This is a genomic window from Ruminococcus sp. (assembly GCF_019423705.1).
Lineage (GTDB): Bacteria > Bacillota > Clostridia > Oscillospirales > Ruminococcaceae > Hominimerdicola.
This window is the reverse complement of record NZ_JAHZAX010000004.1, coordinates 149,815-169,866: the sequence shown is the minus strand read 5'-3', so window position 1 is coordinate 169,866 and position 20,052 is coordinate 149,815. Positions and strand designations below refer to the sequence as shown.

Annotated in this window: 22 protein-coding genes and 1 pseudogene; 14 read left to right on the top strand and 9 right to left on the bottom strand. The window is 46.0% G+C overall.

The window, feature by feature from the left end:
• The first annotated feature begins 609 nt into the window (after positions 1-609).
• From rny to QZ371_RS04895, 7 genes are all read left to right on the top strand, one after another.
• Positions 610-2,175: a ribonuclease Y gene (gene rny / locus QZ371_RS04925; RefSeq protein ID WP_295210243.1), complete on the top strand. Its 1,566-nt coding sequence runs from the start codon at positions 610-612 to the stop codon at positions 2,173-2,175.
• 382 nt (positions 2,176-2,557) lie between these two features.
• Entirely contained in the window at positions 2,558-4,051 is a 1,494-nt protein-coding gene (locus QZ371_RS04920) for a hypothetical protein (protein ID WP_295210241.1), read from the top strand.
• 446 nt (positions 4,052-4,497) lie between these two features.
• Positions 4,498-5,367: a prohibitin family protein gene (locus tag QZ371_RS04915; protein WP_295210239.1), complete on the top strand. Its 870-nt coding sequence runs from the start codon at positions 4,498-4,500 to the stop codon at positions 5,365-5,367.
• 318 nt (positions 5,368-5,685) lie between these two features.
• Entirely contained in the window at positions 5,686-5,979 is a 294-nt protein-coding gene (locus QZ371_RS04910) for a hypothetical protein (protein ID WP_295210237.1), read from the top strand.
• Positions 5,980-5,991: 12 nt separating this feature from the next.
• Positions 5,992-7,092, top strand: coding sequence for a hypothetical protein (locus tag QZ371_RS04905; RefSeq protein ID WP_295210236.1), 1,101 nt, complete (start codon positions 5,992-5,994; stop codon positions 7,090-7,092).
• Positions 7,093-7,165: 73 nt separating this feature from the next.
• Positions 7,166-7,876 (top strand): zinc ribbon domain-containing protein, encoded by a 711-nt coding sequence (locus QZ371_RS04900; protein WP_295210235.1) that lies wholly within the window; start codon positions 7,166-7,168, stop codon positions 7,874-7,876.
• Between the two features lie 133 nt (positions 7,877-8,009).
• On the top strand, positions 8,010-9,479 hold the full coding sequence (locus QZ371_RS04895; protein WP_295210233.1) for an SPFH domain-containing protein: 1,470 nt from the start codon (positions 8,010-8,012) through the stop codon (positions 9,477-9,479).
• 386 nt (positions 9,480-9,865) lie between these two features.
• Here QZ371_RS04895 and QZ371_RS04890 read toward each other — a convergent pair whose 3' ends face one another.
• The 9 genes from QZ371_RS04890 to QZ371_RS04850 form a co-directional block, all read right to left on the bottom strand.
• On the bottom strand, positions 9,866-10,291 hold the full coding sequence (locus QZ371_RS04890; RefSeq protein ID WP_295210231.1) for a F0F1 ATP synthase subunit epsilon: 426 nt from the start codon (positions 10,289-10,291) through the stop codon (positions 9,866-9,868).
• A gap of 21 nt (positions 10,292-10,312) precedes the next feature.
• Complete coding sequence (atpD, locus tag QZ371_RS04885) at positions 10,313-11,710, bottom strand: F0F1 ATP synthase subunit beta (RefSeq protein ID WP_295210229.1); 1,398 nt, start codon at positions 11,708-11,710, stop codon at positions 10,313-10,315.
• A 25-nt stretch (positions 11,711-11,735) separates the two neighbouring features.
• Positions 11,736-12,620, bottom strand: a complete 885-nt coding sequence (atpG, locus tag QZ371_RS04880) for an ATP synthase F1 subunit gamma (protein ID WP_295210228.1) — start codon at positions 12,618-12,620, stop codon at positions 11,736-11,738.
• A gap of 59 nt (positions 12,621-12,679) precedes the next feature.
• A complete protein-coding gene (atpA, locus tag QZ371_RS04875; protein ID WP_366558693.1) occupies positions 12,680-14,194 on the bottom strand; it encodes a F0F1 ATP synthase subunit alpha in 1,515 nt (504 codons plus the stop codon).
• Complete coding sequence (locus tag QZ371_RS04870; RefSeq protein WP_295210224.1) at positions 14,191-14,697, bottom strand: FoF1 ATP synthase subunit delta; 507 nt, start codon at positions 14,695-14,697, stop codon at positions 14,191-14,193. The genes atpA and QZ371_RS04870 overlap by 4 nt, the downstream gene beginning before the upstream one ends.
• Positions 14,694-15,179, bottom strand: coding sequence for a F0F1 ATP synthase subunit B (gene atpF, locus QZ371_RS04865; RefSeq protein ID WP_295210222.1), 486 nt, complete (start codon positions 15,177-15,179; stop codon positions 14,694-14,696). The genes QZ371_RS04870 and atpF overlap by 4 nt, the downstream gene beginning before the upstream one ends.
• A 70-nt stretch (positions 15,180-15,249) precedes the next feature.
• Positions 15,250-15,468 carry an ATP synthase F0 subunit C gene (gene atpE / locus QZ371_RS04860; protein ID WP_022288192.1) on the bottom strand — a complete coding sequence of 73 codons (219 nt, stop codon included), beginning with the start codon at positions 15,466-15,468 and terminating at the stop codon, positions 15,250-15,252.
• A gap of 21 nt (positions 15,469-15,489) precedes the next feature.
• A complete protein-coding gene (atpE, locus tag QZ371_RS04855; protein ID WP_295210334.1) occupies positions 15,490-15,714 on the bottom strand; it encodes an ATP synthase F0 subunit C in 225 nt (74 codons plus the stop codon).
• A 10-nt stretch (positions 15,715-15,724) separates the two neighbouring features.
• Positions 15,725-16,420: a F0F1 ATP synthase subunit A gene (locus QZ371_RS04850; RefSeq protein WP_295210219.1), complete on the bottom strand. Its 696-nt coding sequence runs from the start codon at positions 16,418-16,420 to the stop codon at positions 15,725-15,727.
• Positions 16,421-16,788: 368 nt separating this feature from the next.
• Here QZ371_RS04850 and QZ371_RS04845 point away from each other — a divergent pair, with 368 nt between their 5' ends.
• The 7 genes and pseudogenes from QZ371_RS04845 (at position 16,789) to QZ371_RS04820 (ending at position 19,867) form a co-directional block, all read left to right on the top strand.
• Complete coding sequence (locus QZ371_RS04845; RefSeq protein WP_295210217.1) at positions 16,789-17,697, top strand: LysR family transcriptional regulator; 909 nt, start codon at positions 16,789-16,791, stop codon at positions 17,695-17,697.
• A gap of 137 nt (positions 17,698-17,834) precedes the next feature.
• Positions 17,835-18,002 (top strand): hypothetical protein, encoded by a 168-nt coding sequence (locus tag QZ371_RS04840; RefSeq protein WP_295210214.1) that lies wholly within the window; start codon positions 17,835-17,837, stop codon positions 18,000-18,002.
• A gap of 250 nt (positions 18,003-18,252) precedes the next feature.
• Complete coding sequence (locus QZ371_RS04835) at positions 18,253-18,414, top strand: hypothetical protein (protein WP_295210211.1); 162 nt, start codon at positions 18,253-18,255, stop codon at positions 18,412-18,414.
• Positions 18,415-18,441: 27 nt separating this feature from the next.
• A pseudogene (locus QZ371_RS11560) lies at positions 18,442-18,564 on the top strand (hypothetical protein); the annotation flags it as partial.
• Between the two features lie 33 nt (positions 18,565-18,597).
• Positions 18,598-19,245 (top strand): hypothetical protein, encoded by a 648-nt coding sequence (locus QZ371_RS04830; RefSeq protein WP_366558699.1) that lies wholly within the window; start codon positions 18,598-18,600, stop codon positions 19,243-19,245.
• Positions 19,246-19,262: 17 nt separating this feature from the next.
• On the top strand, positions 19,263-19,454 hold the full coding sequence (locus QZ371_RS04825; protein WP_295210209.1) for a hypothetical protein: 192 nt from the start codon (positions 19,263-19,265) through the stop codon (positions 19,452-19,454).
• 149 nt (positions 19,455-19,603) lie between these two features.
• Positions 19,604-19,867 carry a hypothetical protein gene (locus QZ371_RS04820; RefSeq protein ID WP_295210207.1) on the top strand — a complete coding sequence of 88 codons (264 nt, stop codon included), beginning with the start codon at positions 19,604-19,606 and terminating at the stop codon, positions 19,865-19,867.
• Positions 19,868-20,052: the final 185 nt, after the last annotated feature.

Here is a 20,052-nt window from a genome sequence, read left to right as displayed (position 1 = left end):
CAATAAAAAATCCCACAGAACAGCAAAACCGTTCTATGGGACGATGTAATCGTGATTCCACCCAACTTCATACACAGATAAACCACCCGTGTACCTCATTAGCTGCTCCTCTAACGCTGAGCCTGCGGCGTTTATTGGACGCACTCGGGGGCGGTATTCTCAGCTTCTCAGTCCTGCGCCGATCACAGCCCGTTTTCACGTTCAGCACTCTCTGTAAAGACCTTCCACCCAGCCAAGACTTCCCCGTCAAAGCATTGAAATATACGGCAGGATAAATTTTCGATAACATTCTCCTACCTCAGCTAACATTTTATCACCTCGTTTGATATTTGTCAAGCCCTTTGTTAGAAAATATATAATTTTGTGGATTTAACTAAAAAAATTCTTGACAAGCGGAGTATTTTATTATACAATAATGTTATGCATTATATTTTTTATATAATTGACAGACTGTAAAAACGGTCTGCGTTTTTTATAAAATAAATTTTGCAATTTTGTATCTTTACAATTTAATATTAGGTGAATATCTCTGCGGATATAAAGGACGCAAAAACGCCTTGCTGCGGCGGTATTCATACTTTCTAAGTAAGAAGGAGGAAAGCTATACATATGGGTCCAGGTACTGTTATTCTACTATGTGTAGTTGCTCTTATTCTTGGCGCAGGCGTCAGCGGTCTTATCTGCTTCAAGCAGGGCGTAAGCTATCGCAAAAAGACGGCTGAAGCTGCAATGGGTTCTGCCGAAAAGGAAGCTGAACGCATTGTCGAGGACGCAAAGAAGAACGCTGAATCTCTGAAAAAAGAAGCTTTGGTAGAAGCTAAGGACGAGATACACAAGTCACGCCAGGAAACTGAAAAAGAGCTTAAAGAGAGACGAATCGAGGTATCCAGACAGGAAAGACGTATCCAGCAAAAGGAAGAATCCGTTGACAGGAAGCTGGATAATCTTGAAAAGAAGGATGAACAGCTCCAGAACAAGCTGAGATCAGCCGATGAAAAGGTGGCAGAAGCCGACAGGATCAAGAAGTCACAGCTCGATATGCTGGAAAAGATCTCACAGTTCACAGTCGATCAGGCTAAGGATTATCTTCTTTCAAAGCTTGACGAAGATCTGGTGCACGAAAAGGCCATAAGGGTCACGAATTACGAGAACCAGGTCAAGGAGGACTGCGAGGCAAAGGCAAGACAGTATATTTCTCTTGCTATCTCAAGATGTGCCGCAGATCAGGTCTCCGAGTCTGCCGTGTCTGTTGTTGCGCTGCCTAACGATGAAATGAAGGGACGTATCATCGGACGTGAAGGAAGAAACATCAGAACTATCGAAACTCTCACAGGCGTCGATCTTATCATCGACGACACACCGGAAGCTATCACTATCTCCTGCTTTGATCAGGTAAGAAGGGAGATCGCAAGGATCGCTCTTGAAAAGCTTATCCAGGACGGCCGTATCCACCCAACACGTATCGAGGAAATGGTCGAAAAGGCAAAGCGTGAGGTCGAGCTCAAGATCAAGCAGGAAGGCGAAAGAGCTATCCTTGAGACTAACGTTCACGGCGTTAATCACGAGCTTGTCAAGCTTCTTGGCCGTCTGCGTTACAGAACAAGTTACAGACAGAACGTACTTAACCACTCAATAGAGGTGGCTCACCTTGCAGGAATGATGGCGTCCGAACTGGGCGTTGACGCAAACCTTGCAAGAAGAGCAGGACTGCTCCACGATATAGGCAAGGCTCTCAGTTACGAGATCGAGGGTTCACACGTTCAGATCGGTGTGGACGTCTGCAAGAAGTACAAAGAAAGCCCTGAGGTTATCCACGCTATCGAAGCCCACCACGGCGACGTTGAAACAAGAACAGTCGTTGCGGCGCTGGTACAGGCGGCTGACGCTATCAGCGCAGCAAGACCGGGTGCAAGAAGCGAGAATTACGAAAACTATATCAAGAGACTTCAGAAGCTTGAAGAGATATGCACGTCTTATGACGGCGTAGAAAAGTCCTTTGCTATCCAGGCAGGCCGTGAGGTAAGAATTATGGTTCAGCCAGAGAAGATCAACGACGAAAAAATGGTGCTCGTTGCTCGTGAGATTGCCAAGAGGATCGAAACGGAAATGGATTATCCGGGACAGATCAAGGTCAATCTCATCAGAGAGAGCAGAGCTATCGAATACGCAAAGTAAAACCAAACGTAATTTGTGTAAACAAGGCGGGCAAGCTGTTAAGGGTTGTCCGCCTTTTCACTTTGTTGAGTGAGGAATTAGGAGTGAGGAGTGAGAAATTAAGGTATCGCCTAGCGGCGATGTATTTTTATTTTCAATTCTCATTTCTGCAATAAAATATAATAAAATATTGTAGGGGCGAAAAAATTTTTTTCATCCCTGCAAACACAACAAAAAAAATCGAGACTGTTGAAAAACACCAAAATAACGGGCGAACGCTGTTCGCCCCTACATATAAACAGCGTATTTACGCCAATTGTAGGGGACGGCGTCCTCGACGTCCCACTTTTGTCGGACTTTTTCAACAAGCTGAAAAAATCTATGCTTTTTTGGGGGATAATTTATGTCAAAAGCAAAAGAGAAAAAAGAGGTCACTACCAATCAGGGTAAAAAGCACCTTTTCGGAAGCTCCGAAAAGTCCGACTTTATCCTCAATATGACCGCCGAATCCGCACAAAAGCTGTGCGGCGTTTACAGCATTATCGCAATGCTGGTGCTGTGCGTCATCACTATCCCGTATTATTTCACCCAGAATATCAAATACGGAATGGACGAAAGCACCCAGCGAGATCTTTATCTCAATGAGAAATTCATCTTCTTTATCTCCGCCGCTGTACTTGCGGTGGGATTTATCGGATTTATCATTTTCCTTATAGCAAATATGAAAAAACAGGTTGAGCTAAAGGACAACAAAAGTCTTTGCGTCGCCCTTGCGGTGATATTGCTTTCGGTTGTGTCCTGTGTAATGGCGGCGGACGTTTTCACCGCATTTTACGGCTATCTCGACCGCTCCGAAGGTATGCTCACGATCTTGGGCTATTGGGGACTTTTCGCCGCAGGAATGACCGTCACAGCCGATAACCGCCGCATAAAACTCAGCGATGTTATCGTCGGTATCGGCACATTTCAGTCCATAGTTGGCATTTTGCAGGCTATCCCAGCCACAGGCAAAGTCGTTCCTAACTATTTCCGTGAACTTTTCGACAGCTTCTCCACCGAGGGTATCCAGTATACAAAAGAATACGTCGCCACAGGCTTCCTCTGCACACCATTCGCATTGGCTGCCGTGCTGACGGTGATATTCGCATTCGCCCTCAACGGAATGTTGTATGACGGCTCAAAGCCAAGAAAAATTTTCTATGGCATTTCAGCCGCACTTATGAGCGCAGCCGCAATGCTCACCTGCGTTGTGCCTGCCGTTATCGGCATAGGCTCTGTCCTGCTGGTATCTCTCATCATTGCCGCAGTCAAGTCAGGTACAGCAAAGGATAAAAAGCCAATACTTGCCTGCATATGCGCAGTCGTTGTTATCGGCGGCATATTCGGCGGACTTTTCGCCGCAGGAGAGTTCAGACTTCTCGACGAAAAAATAATCTTCCACGACAGCTTTGACCGCCTTTCTATCACAGGCACAGGCAGAAACGGCGACGACTCACAATGGATATACCCCTACCTTTGGGATGACGGAATGTACACCGCCCAGCAGAACCTTGTCTGGGGCACAGGTCCCGATAACTGGAGCACCATATTCAACACAGGCGCAATAATCGACCGCTCTTATAACGAGTATATCGACCTTTTGCAGTCAAGAGGAATCATAATCTTTGCGCTGACAATCGTGTTCCTTGTGATGACCCTTGTGAAAATGATAAAGCTTCTTGCAGGCTTTATCAAGGATAAAAACAGCTGGACAGCCTGCGCAGTCTCCGCCGCAGTAATAGGCTACCTCGTGCAAGCCTTTTTCAACATCAGCTCCGTAACATCATCGCCATATTTGTGGATAACTCTTGGCCTTGTGTGGAGCTATACCGCAGTCAAAGGCGCAAAAACAAAATAATGAATAAACCACAACAAACCACAACGGGCGAATATTTTTCGCCCGTTGTTTTTTTTGCCGCTTTGCAATTTTGCCACGTTCATTTTTTCCATATCCCCACCCCATTATCCACCCAACGGGTATAAATATATTAGCTTTCACATATATTGGAATAATGGCCTGCTTTTCCGAAACTCCCCCGTTCATAAATTATGAGCGCATTTGAGCGGACGAGATCTAGCGAGATTGCAAGAGAATGAGTGAGCTAAATTAAAAATTCCTGTTCCGGCTGACCGCCGCTGACTTCCCAAGCCTTTGGCGGAATTTGCACTTGCACACACCTTATGATATAATCATATTAAACCAAAGGACAAAAAACTGCGGCTGATAATATTATCAATATCTAAAAAATCGACTAATCTATCCCCCACCATTCATAACGTGAGGATATCAGAAAGGAAAAAATTATGAGCAAAGACAAGGTCATCGACATATCAACAAGAAAAACAGGCAAGATCGTGGGCATATGCGTAGCCGCTGCGGCAGCTATCGTCATAGTGGCTTCCTCCGTTGCCATCGTACCGGCAGGCTGCACAGGCGTTGTGACGACTTTCGGCAAGGTCTCCGACACAGCCCTCAACGAAGGTCTCCACTTCAAAATACCTTTCGCCCAGCAGGTCAATACAGTTTCCAATAAGATACAGGTCTATGAAGCAGACGCCGACGCAGTCTCAAAGGACCTCCAAACAGTAAGTTCCACCATAGCCGTGAACTTCCGTATCAAGTCCGCCTCATCGTCCAGCATTTTCAAGAACATCGGCGCTGACTATCAGAACGTTATCCTTATGCCCACCGTGCAGGAATGTATGAAATCCGTCTGCGCAAAATATACCGCCGAGCAGCTTATAACAGAGCGTGCGCAGGTAGGCGATGAGATAAAGAGCCAGCTGGTTGAAAAGGTCGACGAATACGGCATTGAGATAGAGAAATTCAACATCGTGAACTTTGATTTCTCCGAAGAGTTCAACCAAGCTATCGAAGCGAAACAGGTCGCCGAGCAGAACCTTCTCAAGACCAAGACCGAGCAGGAGCAGGCTATCGTTATCGCCGAAGCCGAGGCCAAGAAAAAGGTCATCGCCGCCGATGCAGAAGCAACGTCAATCAAGACCAAAGCCGAAGCTCAGGCAGACGCCAACAAGACTATCTCCGCTTCTCTCTCCGATGAGATCATAAAGTATCAAACTATCGACAAGTGGGACGGCGTTCTGCCAAAGGTCGCAAGCGATGCAAACCCTCTCGTTTCAATGGATATCAACGACAGCAAAACTGCCGAATAACATAACTTTCCTGCATTATCCTGCGTAAATATGCGCAAATATGCGCAATTTTTCACCCGACTATGTTAAATGACATTAGCTAATTGTGAAAAACGCCGACTGGCAATGTTTAAAATTAGCCAACAAAACAAAAATTGCTCATTTTTGAACGTATTATGACAATTTTCTTGACATAACCGCTTATTTTTGGTATGATTAAAGTATTAATGTGGATTAATGTGTATATTTAACAGATTAAAATTAGCAAAATAGCAAAAATAATTAAGGCGAAAAATGTGTGGGTCTGCCCTTATCGCCTTAGTAGTTTGGAGGAGACAAATGCTGCAAAAATTCTATCGCACATTGGGATTTGCTCTCATTTCCCTTAATACGTTCTGCACGCCGATAATGGCATACGCCGACAGCGAAGGCGGCGATATCAACATCGGCAGCGGCTTTATCTGCGCAATAATAGGCGCACTTATAACAGGCTGCGTGCTGGTATCAAAAAGCCGACAGAAAAATAAAGCCACAAAGGCTGATAAATACATAAAAACAAACTTAAAGCTCCACGACCGCCGTGATATCTATATCAGAACTACCACCGATAAGGTCAAGCTGAATAAGGATTAAGGAGGGCGCAAAATGGCTGTAAATATTTCATATAAATGCCCTACCTGCGGCGCAGAACTTTTTTGGAGCGCTGAAAAAAATTGCTGGGCGTGCGAATATTGCGACGGACAGTTCACCCTCAAAGAACTTGAAGCAGCAGGGGGCGACGCTAAAAAAGCGGAAGAGCTCAATAAGGACAACGTTGAAAAGCACGAAGAGGTGGATAAGGAAGAGTATAGCGCTTCCAATGACGGAACTGTCGGCAGCGACCTTGTAAAATATACCTGCTCCCATTGCGGCGCAGAGATAATAACCGATCGCTCCACAGCAGCAACAGTCTGCGTTTATTGCGGCAACGCCGTTATAATGGGCGAGCAGATAATAGACAATTTCTCCCCCGATTACGTTATCCCATTCAAAGTGCCTAAGAAGGACGTTATGGAAGCTTTCCGCCAGTTCAGCAAAAAGCCTCTCACCCCGAAGGATTTCGACTGCGATAAGATAGTCGATAAAATGCAAGGCGTTTATATCCCGTTTTGGCTCTATTCCGGCGGCTGCACAGGCTCAATTACAGGCGAAGGCATAAATACAAAAACGTGGACGTCCGGCGGATATCGCTACACAGAAAAGAAGTTTTACAACATCTATCGTGACGGCCAGCTTGATTTTGAAGCCGTCCCCGTTGACGCTTCCTCAAAGACCGATAATGACGCTATGGATTCTATCGAGCCTTTCGATTATTCCGAGCTGACGCCTTTCAATCCTGGATATCTTTCAGGATATCTCGCCGAAAGATACGATGATGACAGCCAGAAATGCTTCCCTCGTGCAAAGGAAAGAATAGAAAACACCACCCGTGACGAGCTACGCAAGACCTGTAATTATGACAGTGTCGATATCCGTGACTATACAAAGCACACCGAAATTATGGACACCAAATATGCAATGCTGCCAACTTGGCTGCTTTATACAACATATAAGGATAAACCCTATTTCTTTGCAATGAACGGTCAGACAGGAAAGTTCATCGGCAACCTGCCTATCGACAAGGCAAAGCTTGCGCTCTATTCGCTCCTCGGCGGCATAGGCGGCTTTGTTATCGGCATAATAGGCGGTTTTATGGGCATATTCTAAAGCCCAATTTTCTAAGCCAATAAGCCAAAGATCTAGGAATATAATTTGTAATTTGTAACGGAGGGTAAGCAAAATGCCTGGTATATCAGTTGCGCTTATCGTAAAATTAGTCATAATCGTGGCGGCAGTCGGCTGCGCATTCGCAACGGCGATCTCGATAAAAAACAAAATAGGCGGCGAACTTGGCAGAGCACATAGGCTCCTCAAAGCCATAAACGACGCCACCGAAGAGAATATGAGCCAGCCAATGAGCTTCACAGTTGTTGACCCAACTATCCTGCGAAGGGTGGCGAAGGACTTCCCCGAATTTGACGACAAGCTTGCAAGAAGCATTATCGAAAATGCCGTGTATAAGCATTTTCTCGTCATAAACGGTGAAGAATCCCCAGATAATCTCGAGGGCTGCTCAAACGCCCTTATCGAAACGCTTAGAGCCAAAGCGGCTGATAACGCCTCCAGCCCAAAGCCTATCCATTATGACAACATCGTTATACACCGCTCGCAGATAACAGGCTATCGCAATAATCTTGAAGTCGCAGCGGTAACATATCAAGTGGCGCTGGAATATCTCACCAACGGCTCAAAAGCGCAGCATATCTATGACGCCGATTATACATATTATCTCTCCGTCGGCGATCAAGGCGAAAACGTCAGCCTTATCTGCCAGCATTGCGGCGCACCGATAGATACCACAGGCGATAAAGTCTGCCCATACTGCGGCGCTGAGATACACAGCTCTATCGAAAGAACGTGGAAAGTCAGCCGTATAGGCAGGGTGATATAAACCCGTTTATGGCAACAAACCCAATTTCATACATTAATAACGCTTCTCTGCGTAATTATAAAAAATCTCTCGGACAAAATGCGCAATAAGATCGCATTGATCCGAAATTTCAACAACGAAAGGATAAAAAACTATGGGACTTATCAGAATGCTCACTTCAGCAGTCGGCTCAACATTTGCCGATCAGGTAGTTGATTACTTCAGATGTGAAGATATGTCAACAAAAATTCTCTGCCAGCCGGGTACGCTCGTAAAGAGAAACGGCACAACAAACAACGCTTCTGACGGCGTTATCTCAAACGGCTCACGCTTTGACGTTGCCGTAAATCAGGCTGCTCTTCTTATCGAAAACGGCAAGGTACACGATTTCGTAATCGGTACTGCTGAAACAGCAGGCCAGTATAAGTACGATTCAAAGGCTGCGCCATCACTTCTCGGCGGCGGCTGGCGTGATTTCGGCGCTTCTATCAAGGAGATCGGCAGAAGATTCACCGCAGGCGGTCAGTCTCTCAACACGATGAGACTTATCTACATAAACCTCAAGCCTATCCCGGGCAACAAGGTCGGCTTCGGCAAGATACCTTTCAGAGACGGCGAAATGAACCTTACTCTTAACGCACAGGGTCACGGCCAGTATGAGCTTCAGATCATCAACCCAATGAACTTCTATGAGAACGTAGTTCAGAATGTAAATTCCGTCCTTTCTGTTGACAGTCCCGACGGCGCAACCGTTCTCGGACAGCTCAAGGCTGATATGACTCCTAAGTTCCAGATCGCTCTTACAAAGATCGCTGCCCTCAAGATACCATACGATCAACTTGGCGCGTATCCGGATGAGCTTGCAGCCGCAATGAATGAAGCCCTCCGTGAAAAGTGGGCTAACAAGGGTATTGAGATCACAAGCCTTGCTATCGAACTCAACGTTGATGAAGAGTCCAAGAAGAGGATCGCAAAGTTCCAGGAAGCCAAGACCGCAGGAAGCGACCCTTCAATGCTCTATGCAATGGACAGAATGTCGATAAACACCGCAAGAGAAGCCGCTGCCAACAACTCAAACGGCGCAATGGCAGGCTTTATGGGAATGGGAATGGCAGGCGGAATGATGGGCCAGCCAATGGATGCATCAATGTATCAGCAGCAGATGATGAACCAGCAGGCAGCAGCACAGGCCGCTCAGCAAGCAGCGCCTGCACAGGCACCGGCCGCAGCACCAACACAGCAGGCTGCCCCGACAGACGGCTGGACTTGCGCTTGCGGAGCAACGAACACAGGCAAATTCTGCGCAAACTGCGGTCAGCCTAAGCCTGAGCCAAAGCCAGCGCCAACATCTGATAGCTGGACTTGTGCTTGCGGCACAGAGAACACAGGCAAGTTCTGCGCAAACTGCGGCCAGCCAAAGCCACAGAAGCCTGAGGGCTGGACTTGTTCCTGCGGCGCAGTAAACAAGGGCAAATTCTGCGCAGAATGCGGCAAACCAAAGCCGGCAGCAGAGCCGCTTTACAAGTGCGACAAGTGCGGCTGGGAACCGGCAGACCCAAAGAACCCACCTAAGTTCTGCCCAGAATGCGGAGACCCATTTGATGATAACGACATCAAAAACTAATTTTTTTAATTCGCATAGTCTGGACTACGGGTTGACTTTACATAGTAGCCCGAGGACAGGGTCGCTAAAGAAAAAACTATTGCATTGAGCTCTCAACTAAGCTAAATGCGAATTGCGAAAACACAAAAATTGATAAGTGCGGAATTTTTCCGCACTTGAGACTGTTGAAAAACGCCACAATAACGGGCGAACGCTGTTCGCCCCTACATATAAACAGCGTATTTACGCCAATTGTAGGGGACGGCGTCCTCGACGTCCCACTTTTGTCAGACTTTTTCAACAAGCTGAAGTGCGGAATTTTTTCCGCACTTATTTTTTTGCACACAAAAAAAGCACAGCAACGAACCAAGTCCGCTGCTGCGCTTTTTTACTGATCTTTGCTGATATCAGATATTTATCTTATGATTAGTATATTTGCTTGAAAGCTTCAACCTTGCCATAGCCTTGTTGAGAGCCGCCTGCGAGTGGTAGTATTCGGAAATGCTCTGCTTCTGGCGCAAACGTTCCTGCGCCCTTTCCTTTGCCGCCTCCGCACGCTTTGCGTCGATCTCGTCTGGCCGCTCGACCGTGTCCGCAAGTATGGTCACATACGAGGGCATGATCTCAACGAACCCGTCGCTGACTGCGGCGTAATGCCATTCGTCCCCGACCCTGTATCGGAGCTCTCCCGAATTAAGGCAGGTTATCATCGGCTGGTGGTTCGGCAAAATTCCGAAAGAACCGTCCTGTCCAGGAAAAACCAGCTCGTCGCACTCTCCCGAAAAGAAAACGTGGTCGCTGGCAAGGATCTCAAGCTTGAATGTCTTTACCATTTCAATGCGCTCCTCTCGGTGTTATTCCTCGCTCTCAAGCTGTTTTGCCTTTTCGATAACGTCGTCGATAGTGCCTGCGTTAAGGAATGCAGCCTCAGGATATTCGTCCATTTCGCCGTCGATTATCTTCTTGAAACCTCTGATAGTCTCCTTGAGCGGTACATATTTGCCCTCGATACCCGTGAAATTCTCTGCAACGTGGAATGGCTGCGAAAGGAATTTCTGTATCTTTCTCGCTCTGTAAACTGCTATCTTGTCATCGTCGTCAAGCTCTTCCATACCAAGGATAGAAATGATATCTTGAAGCTCCTTGTACTTCTGCAAAAGCTCCTGCGTCTTTCTTGCAACTTCGTAATGCTCTTCGCCGACAACGTCAGGCTCGAGTATTCTCGATGATGATTCCAGCGGATCAACGGCTGGATAAATGCCCTGCTCAACGATCTTTCTTGAAAGTACCGTCGTTGCGTCAAGGTGTGAGAATGTGATAGCAGGCGCTGGGTCGGTCAAGTCGTCCGCAGGAACGTAAACTGCCTGTACAGACGTGATAGAACCCTGCTTTGTTGAAGCGATACGCTCCTGCAATGCACCCATTTCATTTGCAAGGGTCGGCTGATAACCAACGGCTGACGGCATTCTGCCCAGCAGCGCCGATACCTCAGAACCTGCCTGTACAAATCTGAAAATGTTGTCGATAAAGAGCAAAACGTCTTGGTGCTCCTTGTCTCTGAAATATTCCGCCATAGTCAGACCAGTCTGCGCAACTCTCATTCTTGATCCAGGCGGTTCGTTCATCTGACCGAACACTAAGGCGGTCTTTTTGATTACGCCCGAATCTGTCATTTCGTGCCAAAGGTCGTTGCCCTCTCTTGAACGCTCGCCAACGCCCGTGAAGATAGAATATCCGCCGTGCTCTGTGGCAACGTTTGTGATAAGCTCCTGAATAAGCACCGTCTTGCCAACGCCTGCTCCTCCGAACAGACCGATCTTACCGCCCTTCGCATAAGGCGCAAGAAGGTCGATGACCTTGATACCTGTCTCGAGAATCTCCGTCGCAGGCTTCTGGTCTTCGAACTTTGGCGGCTCTCTATGGATACCCCAGTATTCGTCAGCCTTTACAGCCTCGCCGCCGTCGATAGTCTCGCCAAGAACATTGAACATTCTGCCAAGCGTTCCGTCGCCAACAGGAACTTTGATACACGAACCTGTTGCCGTGACCTCCATATCCTTTTCAAGTCCGTCGCTGGAAGCCAGCATTATTGCTCTAACTGTATTGTTGCCCATCTGCTGAGCAACTTCCATAACCCTTGTCTTTCCGTCAAGCTGAACTGTGAGAGCGTCCTTTATCATCGGGAGCTTTCCGCTTTCAAACTCAACGTCCACAACAGGGCCCATAATTTCAACAATTTTTCCCTTTTCCATATCGTTTTACACCTTTCCCGAAAGTCTAGCTCTCGTTCTTTTGAGCGTTGGCACCGCTGACGATCTCGGTGATCTCCTGCGTGATCGCCGCCTGTCTTGCACGGTTGTATTGCAAAGACAGATCTTTTATCATTTCAGAGGCGCTTGTGGTCGCTCCGTTCATAGCCGTCATTCTTGCGTTCTGCTCGCTGGAGAATGCCTCCACCAGCACGCCGAAGATAAGTCCCTTCATATAGTTCGGAACAAGGTGATCCAAAACCTTTTCAGGGGTCGGTCTGAACGTTACGATGTCGTGATCCTGCTTTCGCATAGGGTCTTTGAAGTCCTCACGCTCCAGCGGGAAAAGCTTGAGCATCTCAGGCTCCATATCCATTGAATTGACCATTTTGGTGTAAATTACATACACCTCGTCAAGATATTTTCTCTCATAAAGATCGGTGACAGTCTCGGCGATAGCCCTCGCCCTATAAAGGGTCGGGTTCTGCGCCGTGTAAAGAAACTCGCCGTCGATCGTTACGTTCTTTCTTGAAAAATAATGTCTGCCGATCTGTCCCACCACAAAGAGACAGGTGTTTTTGTGCTTTGCAAGCTCCTGCTCTGCCATTTTCAGAACGTTGTGGTTATACGCTCCCGCAAGACCCTTGTCCGCCGTGACGACGATATATCCTATCATCTTGTCCTCGGGGGCTTTCTCCTCACGCTGATCGAAATACTTGTGCTCGATCTCCGGCGTGTGCAGGAGGATATGATGAATGGTAGACTGGAGCTTTTCAAAGTAAGGCACCGTGTTTTCAAGGCTTTTCTTAGCCTTTTTGAGGTTTGAGGAGGATATAAGATACATAGCGTTTGTGATCTTCATGATCTCGCTGACGCTTCCTATCCGCTCCCTTATTTCTCTCATTCCTGCCATAAGGACGGCAGCCTCCTTTCTATTGCATTATAAGCTAAGCTTGTAAGCTTTTAGCTTTTTTATCTTCCCTGCTTGAATTCCTTTGCCGCAGCGACGATCTTTCCTTCAAGCTCCTCTCTCATAACCTTCTTATCGTTGATCTCGCTTATGATATCGCTGTGATTTGCCTCAAAATATGAAAGCATATCAAGCGTGAACTGTCTTATATCCTTAACAGGCACATCGAGCATAAGCTTGTGCTGTGCGCAGCAGAGGATAATGACTTCCTCGTGCATAGAATAAGGATGATAGAGCGGCTGCTTGAGTATCTCCACCAGTCTGTGGCCGTGGTCAAGAAGCTCCTGCGTGGTCTTGTCGAGCTCCGAGCTGAACTGTGTGAACACTTCCATTTCTCTGAACTGTGCAAGGTCGATACGCAGATTGCCCGATACCTTCTTTATTATCTTCGTCTGAGCCGCACCGCCCACACGGGATACTGAAAGTCCAACATTTACCGCAGGTCTTACGCCCGAGAAGAAAAGCTCCGTCTCAAGGAATATCTGTCCGTCTGTGATAGAGATAACGTTCGTCGGGATATATGCGGAAACGTCGCCAGCCTGTGTTTCGATTATCGGCAAAGCAGTTATCGAACCGCCGCCGTGTGCGTCGTCAAGACGGCAGGAACGCTCCAGCAGTCTTGAATGGAGATAGAAAACGTCGCCAGGATAAGCTTCACGTCCCGGTGAACGCTTGAGCAGCAAGCTCATCGCTCTGTATGCAACGGCGTGCTTTGAAAGATCGTCATAAACGACGAGCACGTCCTTGCCCTTGTCCATAAAGTATTCAGCCATTGCCGTGCCTGCATAAGGGCATATGTACTGGAGCGGCGCAAGGTCGCTTGCCATTGCGGCAACAACTATGGTGTAATCCATTGCGCCGTGCTTTTTAAGGTCGCTCACGAACTTCGCAACTGTGGAAGCCTTTTGACCGATAGCAACATAAACGCATATCATATCCTTGCCCTTCTGATTAAGAATAGTATCGAGGGCAATTGAAGTTTTACCTGTCTGTCTGTCGCCGATGATAAGCTCACGCTGACCTCTTCCTATCGGGAACATCGAGTCGATGGAAAGTATACCTGTTTCCAGCGGAACTGTAACAGACTTTCTGTCGCAAACGCCTGCGGCTTCACGCTCGATAGGGTAATAATCGTCATACTCTATCTCGCCCATTCCGTCGATAGGCGCACCCAAAGCGTCAACTACTCTTCCAAGCAGCTTTTCGCCAACGCCAACGCCTGCCTTCTTCTTTGTTCTCACTACCTTTGAACCCTCGGTCAGACCGTAATCGGAACCAAGAAGAACGCAGCCGAGAGTTTTTCTCTCAACATTCTGAACTATGCCCTTGACGCCTGTTTCAAATTCCACCAGCTCGCCGTACATTGCGTGATTAAGACCGTATACATTGACGATACCGTCATTTATGGATATTATCCTGCCCGTTTCATTTACTTGGGTCTTTGCCTCAAAGTCCTGTATCTCACTTTTGAGCACCGAGATAATATCGCTCCTGCTTGAACCTGCCAAGCCGTTCACCTCCCTGAAATCTTGTTCTGCAAAGCTTTTATCATTCCTTGGAAGCTCTTGTCATACTCAACGCCCTCCACCTCAAGGCGGTAGCCGCCGATAAGCTCTTCGTCCTCCGTGATATCAAGCAGAACGTCCGAAACGCCGTACTTCTTTTTCAGCGTTTCCTTTATCTTGTCTATCTGCGCTTCGTCGGGTCTTGAAACGCAGTAAAAATCAGCTTTAAGTATATTTTTGCTCTTCAAAAGCTCTTCTTCGTATGCTTCAAATATCTCCGTGATGCGCTCCATATGACCGAAGCTGCACATCACTTTAAGAAAGCTTCTCAAGCCGTCGGGAAAAAGCCTGTCGATGACTTTTTCCTTCTCTGTAAATTCCACAGCGGGGCTTGCAAGGACTTCTTTAAGCTCTTCACAGCTGTCAAAAAGCGCCTCGGCGGTCTTTACGTCCTCCTCTTTCGGGGAAAGCTCAAAGAGCGCCCTGCCGCAGACCTGCTCGGGATAAAAGATCATTTAGAAGCACCTACCTCCGAAAGAAAATCATCAACGGTCTCCTTGTCGGACTCTCCGCCAACATTCTTCTTTATTACTTTCGCCGCAGCAAGCATTGCAAGATCGGCGATCTGATACTTAGCGTCGTCAAGAGCTCTTTCCTTTTCATTGGCAATGGACTTTTCAGCGTCCTTTATGATCTTTGCCGACTCTGCTCTTGCATTCTCGATCATAAGATCACATTCCTTGCCTGCTCTTTCCTTTGCCTTGTTGGTTATCTCAACAGCCTGACTGTGTGCGTCGGCGATCTCGGCCTCATAATCGGCTTTCATCTTTTCGGCGTCAGCCTTTGCCTGCGCAGCGCCGTCAAGGTCGCCCTGTATCTTGGCTGTTCTTTCGTCCATCATCTTGCAGACGGGCTTGAAAAGGAACTTTTTAAGGAGCAGATAAAGGACAAGCAGATTTACTATCGTCCAAAGCAAACTCAGATCCAAACTCAGCATAATAATGCTCCTTTCAATTCAATCAATTGCTAATTTTTCGCCGCAAAAACGGCTCTCCTCATTACCTATATTACTTGAGGAAGAAGATGATAAGGATAGCTACGATAAGACCGTAGATAGCTGTTGCCTCTGCGAGGGCACAACCGAGAAGCAGAGAACTTCTGATATCCTTCTTGGCCTCAGGCTGTCTTGCGATAGATTCTGTTGCCTTACCTGTTGCGATACCGATACCGATACCTGCGCCTATACCTGTTATTACGGCTACTGCCGCACCGATAGCTACTAACATAATATATACCTCCGTTTGTTATTACTTCAAGAAGAAGATGATAAGGATAGCGACGATAAGTCCGTAAATAGCTGTTGCCTCTGCGAGGGCACAACCGAGAAGCAGAGAGCTTCTGATATCCTTCTTTGCTTCCGGCTGTCTTGCGATAGACTCCGTTGCCTTACCTGTTGCAAGTCCGATACCGATACCTGCGCCTATACCTGTTATTACGGCTACTGCCGCACCAATAGCTACTAACATAATTATACCTCCGTTACTATTCTTCGTCCTCTATCGCTTCATTTATAAACAGCGATGTAAGGAACACGAAAACATATGCCTGGATAAATCCATCGAAAATGTCGAAATATGCTGAGAACGCCAGCGGTATGACCACAGGGCACACAGCTTCGATTAGCTCCATAATGATATACGAAGCGAGCACGTTACCGAAAAGTCGCATACACAGCGAAAGCGGTCTGATAACAAGCTCCATAACATTCAGCGGAGCGATTATCGCAACAGGCTGGGCGAAACTTTTGAGCCAGCCCTTTGTGCCCTTCGCTCTTATTCCTGCGACCTCGACCAGCACGATACTCATAATTGCAAGACCTGCCGTTACGTTAAGGTCCTTTGTCGGCGGCGTAAAGCCCAGCAGACCGATGATATTCGCAAAGCCTATATAAATAATGACTGTTGCAAGGAACGGGAAATAAGCCATTCCCTTTTCGCCAAGCTGCTCTCCGAAAAAGTTTCTTAAAAAGCCCACGAACGATTCAAGCATCATTTGCTTTCTGTCGGGCACAAGCTTCAAATTTCTTGTGAGCAGTATTGACAGCACCACCAGTATCGCCATAATTATCCACGTCACCACGCAGGAAACAGGGACAGGTATGCCTCCGAAAAGCGGTATCTTGAAAGCTATCTGCGTTTCCATAGCTTCCGAGAGCCTTTCGGAAATTCTCTCCAGCATTCTATCACCTCCAAAAAAAAATAAAACCAATAAAGACGCCAACCCCAAAAAGGTAAAGAAGCATAAAGCCGTACCCCTTTGCGGTCATTGCAATCGTCATTGATTTCATCCAGATAAAATCATCTTTTATCCGCACAATGTCCTCAAAGGCACTCCCCCAGCGGTACAAAAGACTTGATTTTTGTTTACGAATATATTATAATACAACTATAAGCATATGTCAAATAGATATTTTCTATTGTAAACATACATCTGACGTATGGATATTTTACTTGAATTTGAGTTTATATACATCACATTTATGTTAATAACATCCAAGAAGCAACGAAAAACGACAGAAAATAAGTCTAAGAAAGAAGTGACAGGATATGAGAGAGATCAATTTTGAGCATTACAAGATATTTTATTACGTTGCGAAATTCCAAAACATAACAATGGCTGCGAACTATTTATTTTTGTCCCAGCCCAGCATAAGCCGAAGCATAAAAAATCTTGAGGACGAGCTTGACTGCAAGCTGTTCATACGCTCGAAAAAGGGTGTTGAGCTCACCACGGGGGGCGAAATGCTTTACAAGCACATATCCATAGCCTGCCACCACATTTTCTCCGCAGAGGAAGAGCTTGCGCTCATAAGCGAGCACGACCGTTCTATCGTGCGATTGGGCGGAAGCGAGGTCGCTCTGCAAAGCTTTCTTATTGACAGGATAGTTGAATTTCACAAGGAGCACCCGAACATTCAGATAAAGATAGACAGTATGTCAACCCCTGACGCTATCGAAGCGCTGAGGGCAAATCTTATAGATGTTGCGGTAGTGACTTCGCCATTTTCCGACAAGACGGGGCTGAACATCAACATAGTAAAGAAGCTTCAAGATATCGTGACAGCAGGAAATGGTTTTGATTATCTCAAAGACAAGGAGATAACGCTGCACGAGCTTGTGAAATATCCGCTCATATGCCTTAAAAACACCACCACCACGAGAAACTATCTTGACCATATATTCCGTCAGCACAATCTGCTTTTGCGGCCTGACATCGAGCTGACGTCCATAAACTTTGTAATGCCGATGGTAAAGAACAATCTTGGCATAGGCTTTTTACAGCTTGCGACTGCCAGCGCTGAGATCGAGGCAGGAAACATATTCCGCTTAAAGATCAAAGAGCCAATTCCGCCGAGGAACATTTGCGCTGTGACGGCCTCGCAATACGAGACCCCCGAGCCTGTTCAGCGGTTTATTGACAGTTTACTGGAGAAGGAGAAGCTGCTGGAGAGTTAAGGCGGCTCCAAACACCTGCATTTTGCAGGCTATTTGACACAATCATCTTCGACGTGCGAACAATGTTCGCCCCTACAATTGACAATAAAATCTCTAAGCTATTCGTCTTTCATTTATTTCTACTAGGAGGATATTATATGAATGTTTTTGAAAGTATTATGACTGAATTAAAAGAAGCTGTTGATTATGAAAAAAACAAGCCGATCGACACAAAAGAAATCATCGCCAACGGCGATACCACCATTCCTCATTCCTCACTCCTAACTCCTCACTCTACTGCTGTTGACGACATTTTTGAGAAATAAAAAAATACGTTCCAGATGTAGGTTTACAATAGATGTGTTACAAAACGTATCACATCTATTTTTTTATGCCTAAATCTGAGAAAATCGGAAGTAGGTATGCAGGGGGTAAAGGTTAGTATTACCCTTTACCCCCTACCGCACAATCGCACAAGCAGGCAGAAATGCAAGTAAATACGCCGTTTACGGTTGTGCGCTCATATGGAAAAATAATCGCACACGCACAAACATAAGCGCACAGAGGTGAAAAATAATGCCGAAACAGTCTTGTAATTGGTGTTTTACAATAAATAATCCGTCAAAGGTCAAGACCTGCGGTGAAAAGGATAAATTTAAAGACCTCACGTTTGATACTAATGAAAAGGTTATAAATTTCATTATGCAGTATGAAGAAGTAAATTACTATGTCTTTTAGCGTGAGAGAGGTCATAACGAAAATACCGAACATATTCAAGGCTTTATACAGTTTAAAAATCGCAAGCGTGGCACTACCTTACAGAATATGTTCCCACCTCAGTTCTTTCACGGAGAGTTCGCCAACGGCACAGCGCAACAAGCAAGCGACTATTGCAAAAAGTCAGATACTCGCATAGGCGAGGTGCAGGAGTGGGGCGAACTGCGTGTAACAAAAGGCGGTAAACAGCTTACAAATGAAGATATACTGCAACGCATAAAGGAAGGTGCTGACGATATCAAACTTCTTGAAGAATTTCCACAGCTTTGGAATCAAATTGACCGCCTGCAAAAAGTCCGTGACCTTTACGTCTTTGATAAGTGGCGTAACGTGTTCCGTGATGTTCAGGTCACATATATCTGCGGACAATCGGGAACAGGTAAAACAAGAAGTGTTATGGAGCAGTACGGCTATGATAAAGTATATCGTATCACCGACTACAAACACCCCTTTGACAGCTACCACGGACAAGACGTTATTGTATTTGAGGAGTTCAGAAACAGCCTGCCTATTGATAATATGCTTAACTACCTTGACGGCTACCCTCTTGAACTTCCTGCAAGATATATGAATAGGATAGCTTGTTTTACAAAGGTGTATATCATATCAAATTGGAACTTTGAAGAGCAGTACACCGCTATTCAACACAAGTATTATGAAACTTGGAACGCCTTTGTTAGGCGTATCAATAAGCTTGTTACATATAAAGACGGGATGATATTTGAGGAAGCCGACCTCAGATCATATAAATTGAAGTATAATCTTGAAAAAGACGAAAACTTACAACCATAACGAAAGGACGAATGAAAATGAAAAACTATGACAACCCTAAAATGTTCCGTGACGAAGCAGTCAGCCTTGAAAGGTTTGTACTCTCACACAGTTTTCTCAAGCCGTATCTTGATAGCTATAATATCCATATGGCAAGGTATTTTCTGAGCGGTGAATATGAGTGCAGGAAAAGGGCACTTTATTTCAAGAAGAAAATACAATCGTGCTAGTTGTACAATCTGTACAAAAAAACACCCTATAAAAATATAAACATACGAAATAACTTGATATGCATTGACATTATGCTTGATATGTGATAATATCTAAACATAGCAAAGAGTACAAATAATTGTACAGCAAATGAAAGGAGTGTACGTTTATGTACATAATCAAAGGATTTAAGAAAAACTCAGGAACGCTAAAAAACGGCAAGCCGTGGGATAATTACACGCTGTTTTGCCTTAAAGAAGAAAACGGCGTAACAGGTTACGGCGTGCAGGCTGTGAAAGTGCCTACAAGGGTTTTGCAGAACACTTTCCCCGACACTTCCGCACTTATCGACACGGCAATCAAGATCAATTATGAAGTCAGAACTTACGGCGGACAGGAAAAGCCTGTTGTTGTAAGTATTGATATACTTTAATCAATGAAAGGAGAAAAATACAATGGGTGCTTCGCTCCTCGGTGTAGGTATCGGCGTTGTAAGAAAGCTTACAAAGGGCAAGGCATAAGCCTTGTATATTCACCGCTTGGGGTGGGGCTTCTGCTCCGCCCCTTGTTTTTTTATCTTAATGAAAGGAGATTATATATGAAAAAACGAATTAGACA

What these genes read in the sequence shown, in the direction of transcription:
- rny (WP_295210243.1), top strand. Translation starts at nt 610, where the DNA reads ATGGGTCCAGGTACTGTTATTCTACTATGTGTAGTTGCTCTTATTCTT.
- QZ371_RS04920 (WP_295210241.1), top strand. Translation starts at nt 2,558, where the DNA reads ATGTCAAAAGCAAAAGAGAAAAAAGAGGTCACTACCAATCAGGGTAAA.
- QZ371_RS04915 (WP_295210239.1), top strand. Translation starts at nt 4,498, where the DNA reads ATGAGCAAAGACAAGGTCATCGACATATCAACAAGAAAAACAGGCAAG.
- QZ371_RS04910 (WP_295210237.1), top strand. Translation starts at nt 5,686, where the DNA reads ATGCTGCAAAAATTCTATCGCACATTGGGATTTGCTCTCATTTCCCTT.
- QZ371_RS04905 (WP_295210236.1), top strand. Translation starts at nt 5,992, where the DNA reads ATGGCTGTAAATATTTCATATAAATGCCCTACCTGCGGCGCAGAACTT.
- QZ371_RS04900 (WP_295210235.1), top strand. Translation starts at nt 7,166, where the DNA reads ATGCCTGGTATATCAGTTGCGCTTATCGTAAAATTAGTCATAATCGTG.
- QZ371_RS04895 (WP_295210233.1), top strand. Translation starts at nt 8,010, where the DNA reads ATGGGACTTATCAGAATGCTCACTTCAGCAGTCGGCTCAACATTTGCC.
- QZ371_RS04890 (WP_295210231.1), bottom strand. Translation starts at nt 10,291, where the DNA reads ATGGTAAAGACATTCAAGCTTGAGATCCTTGCCAGCGACCACGTTTTC.
- atpD (WP_295210229.1), bottom strand. Translation starts at nt 11,710, where the DNA reads ATGGAAAAGGGAAAAATTGTTGAAATTATGGGCCCTGTTGTGGACGTT.
- atpG (WP_295210228.1), bottom strand. Translation starts at nt 12,620, where the DNA reads ATGGCAGGAATGAGAGAAATAAGGGAGCGGATAGGAAGCGTCAGCGAG.
- QZ371_RS04870 (WP_295210224.1), bottom strand. Translation starts at nt 14,697, where the DNA reads ATGATCTTTTATCCCGAGCAGGTCTGCGGCAGGGCGCTCTTTGAGCTT.
- atpF (WP_295210222.1), bottom strand. Translation starts at nt 15,179, where the DNA reads ATGCTGAGTTTGGATCTGAGTTTGCTTTGGACGATAGTAAATCTGCTT.
- atpE (WP_022288192.1), bottom strand. Translation starts at nt 15,468, where the DNA reads ATGTTAGTAGCTATCGGTGCGGCAGTAGCCGTAATAACAGGTATAGGC.
- QZ371_RS04850 (WP_295210219.1), bottom strand. Translation starts at nt 16,420, where the DNA reads ATGCTGGAGAGAATTTCCGAAAGGCTCTCGGAAGCTATGGAAACGCAG.
- QZ371_RS04845 (WP_295210217.1), top strand. Translation starts at nt 16,789, where the DNA reads ATGAGAGAGATCAATTTTGAGCATTACAAGATATTTTATTACGTTGCG.
- QZ371_RS04840 (WP_295210214.1), top strand. Translation starts at nt 17,835, where the DNA reads ATGAATGTTTTTGAAAGTATTATGACTGAATTAAAAGAAGCTGTTGAT.
- QZ371_RS04835 (WP_295210211.1), top strand. Translation starts at nt 18,253, where the DNA reads ATGCCGAAACAGTCTTGTAATTGGTGTTTTACAATAAATAATCCGTCA.
- QZ371_RS04825 (WP_295210209.1), top strand. Translation starts at nt 19,263, where the DNA reads ATGAAAAACTATGACAACCCTAAAATGTTCCGTGACGAAGCAGTCAGC.
- QZ371_RS04820 (WP_295210207.1), top strand. Translation starts at nt 19,604, where the DNA reads ATGTACATAATCAAAGGATTTAAGAAAAACTCAGGAACGCTAAAAAAC.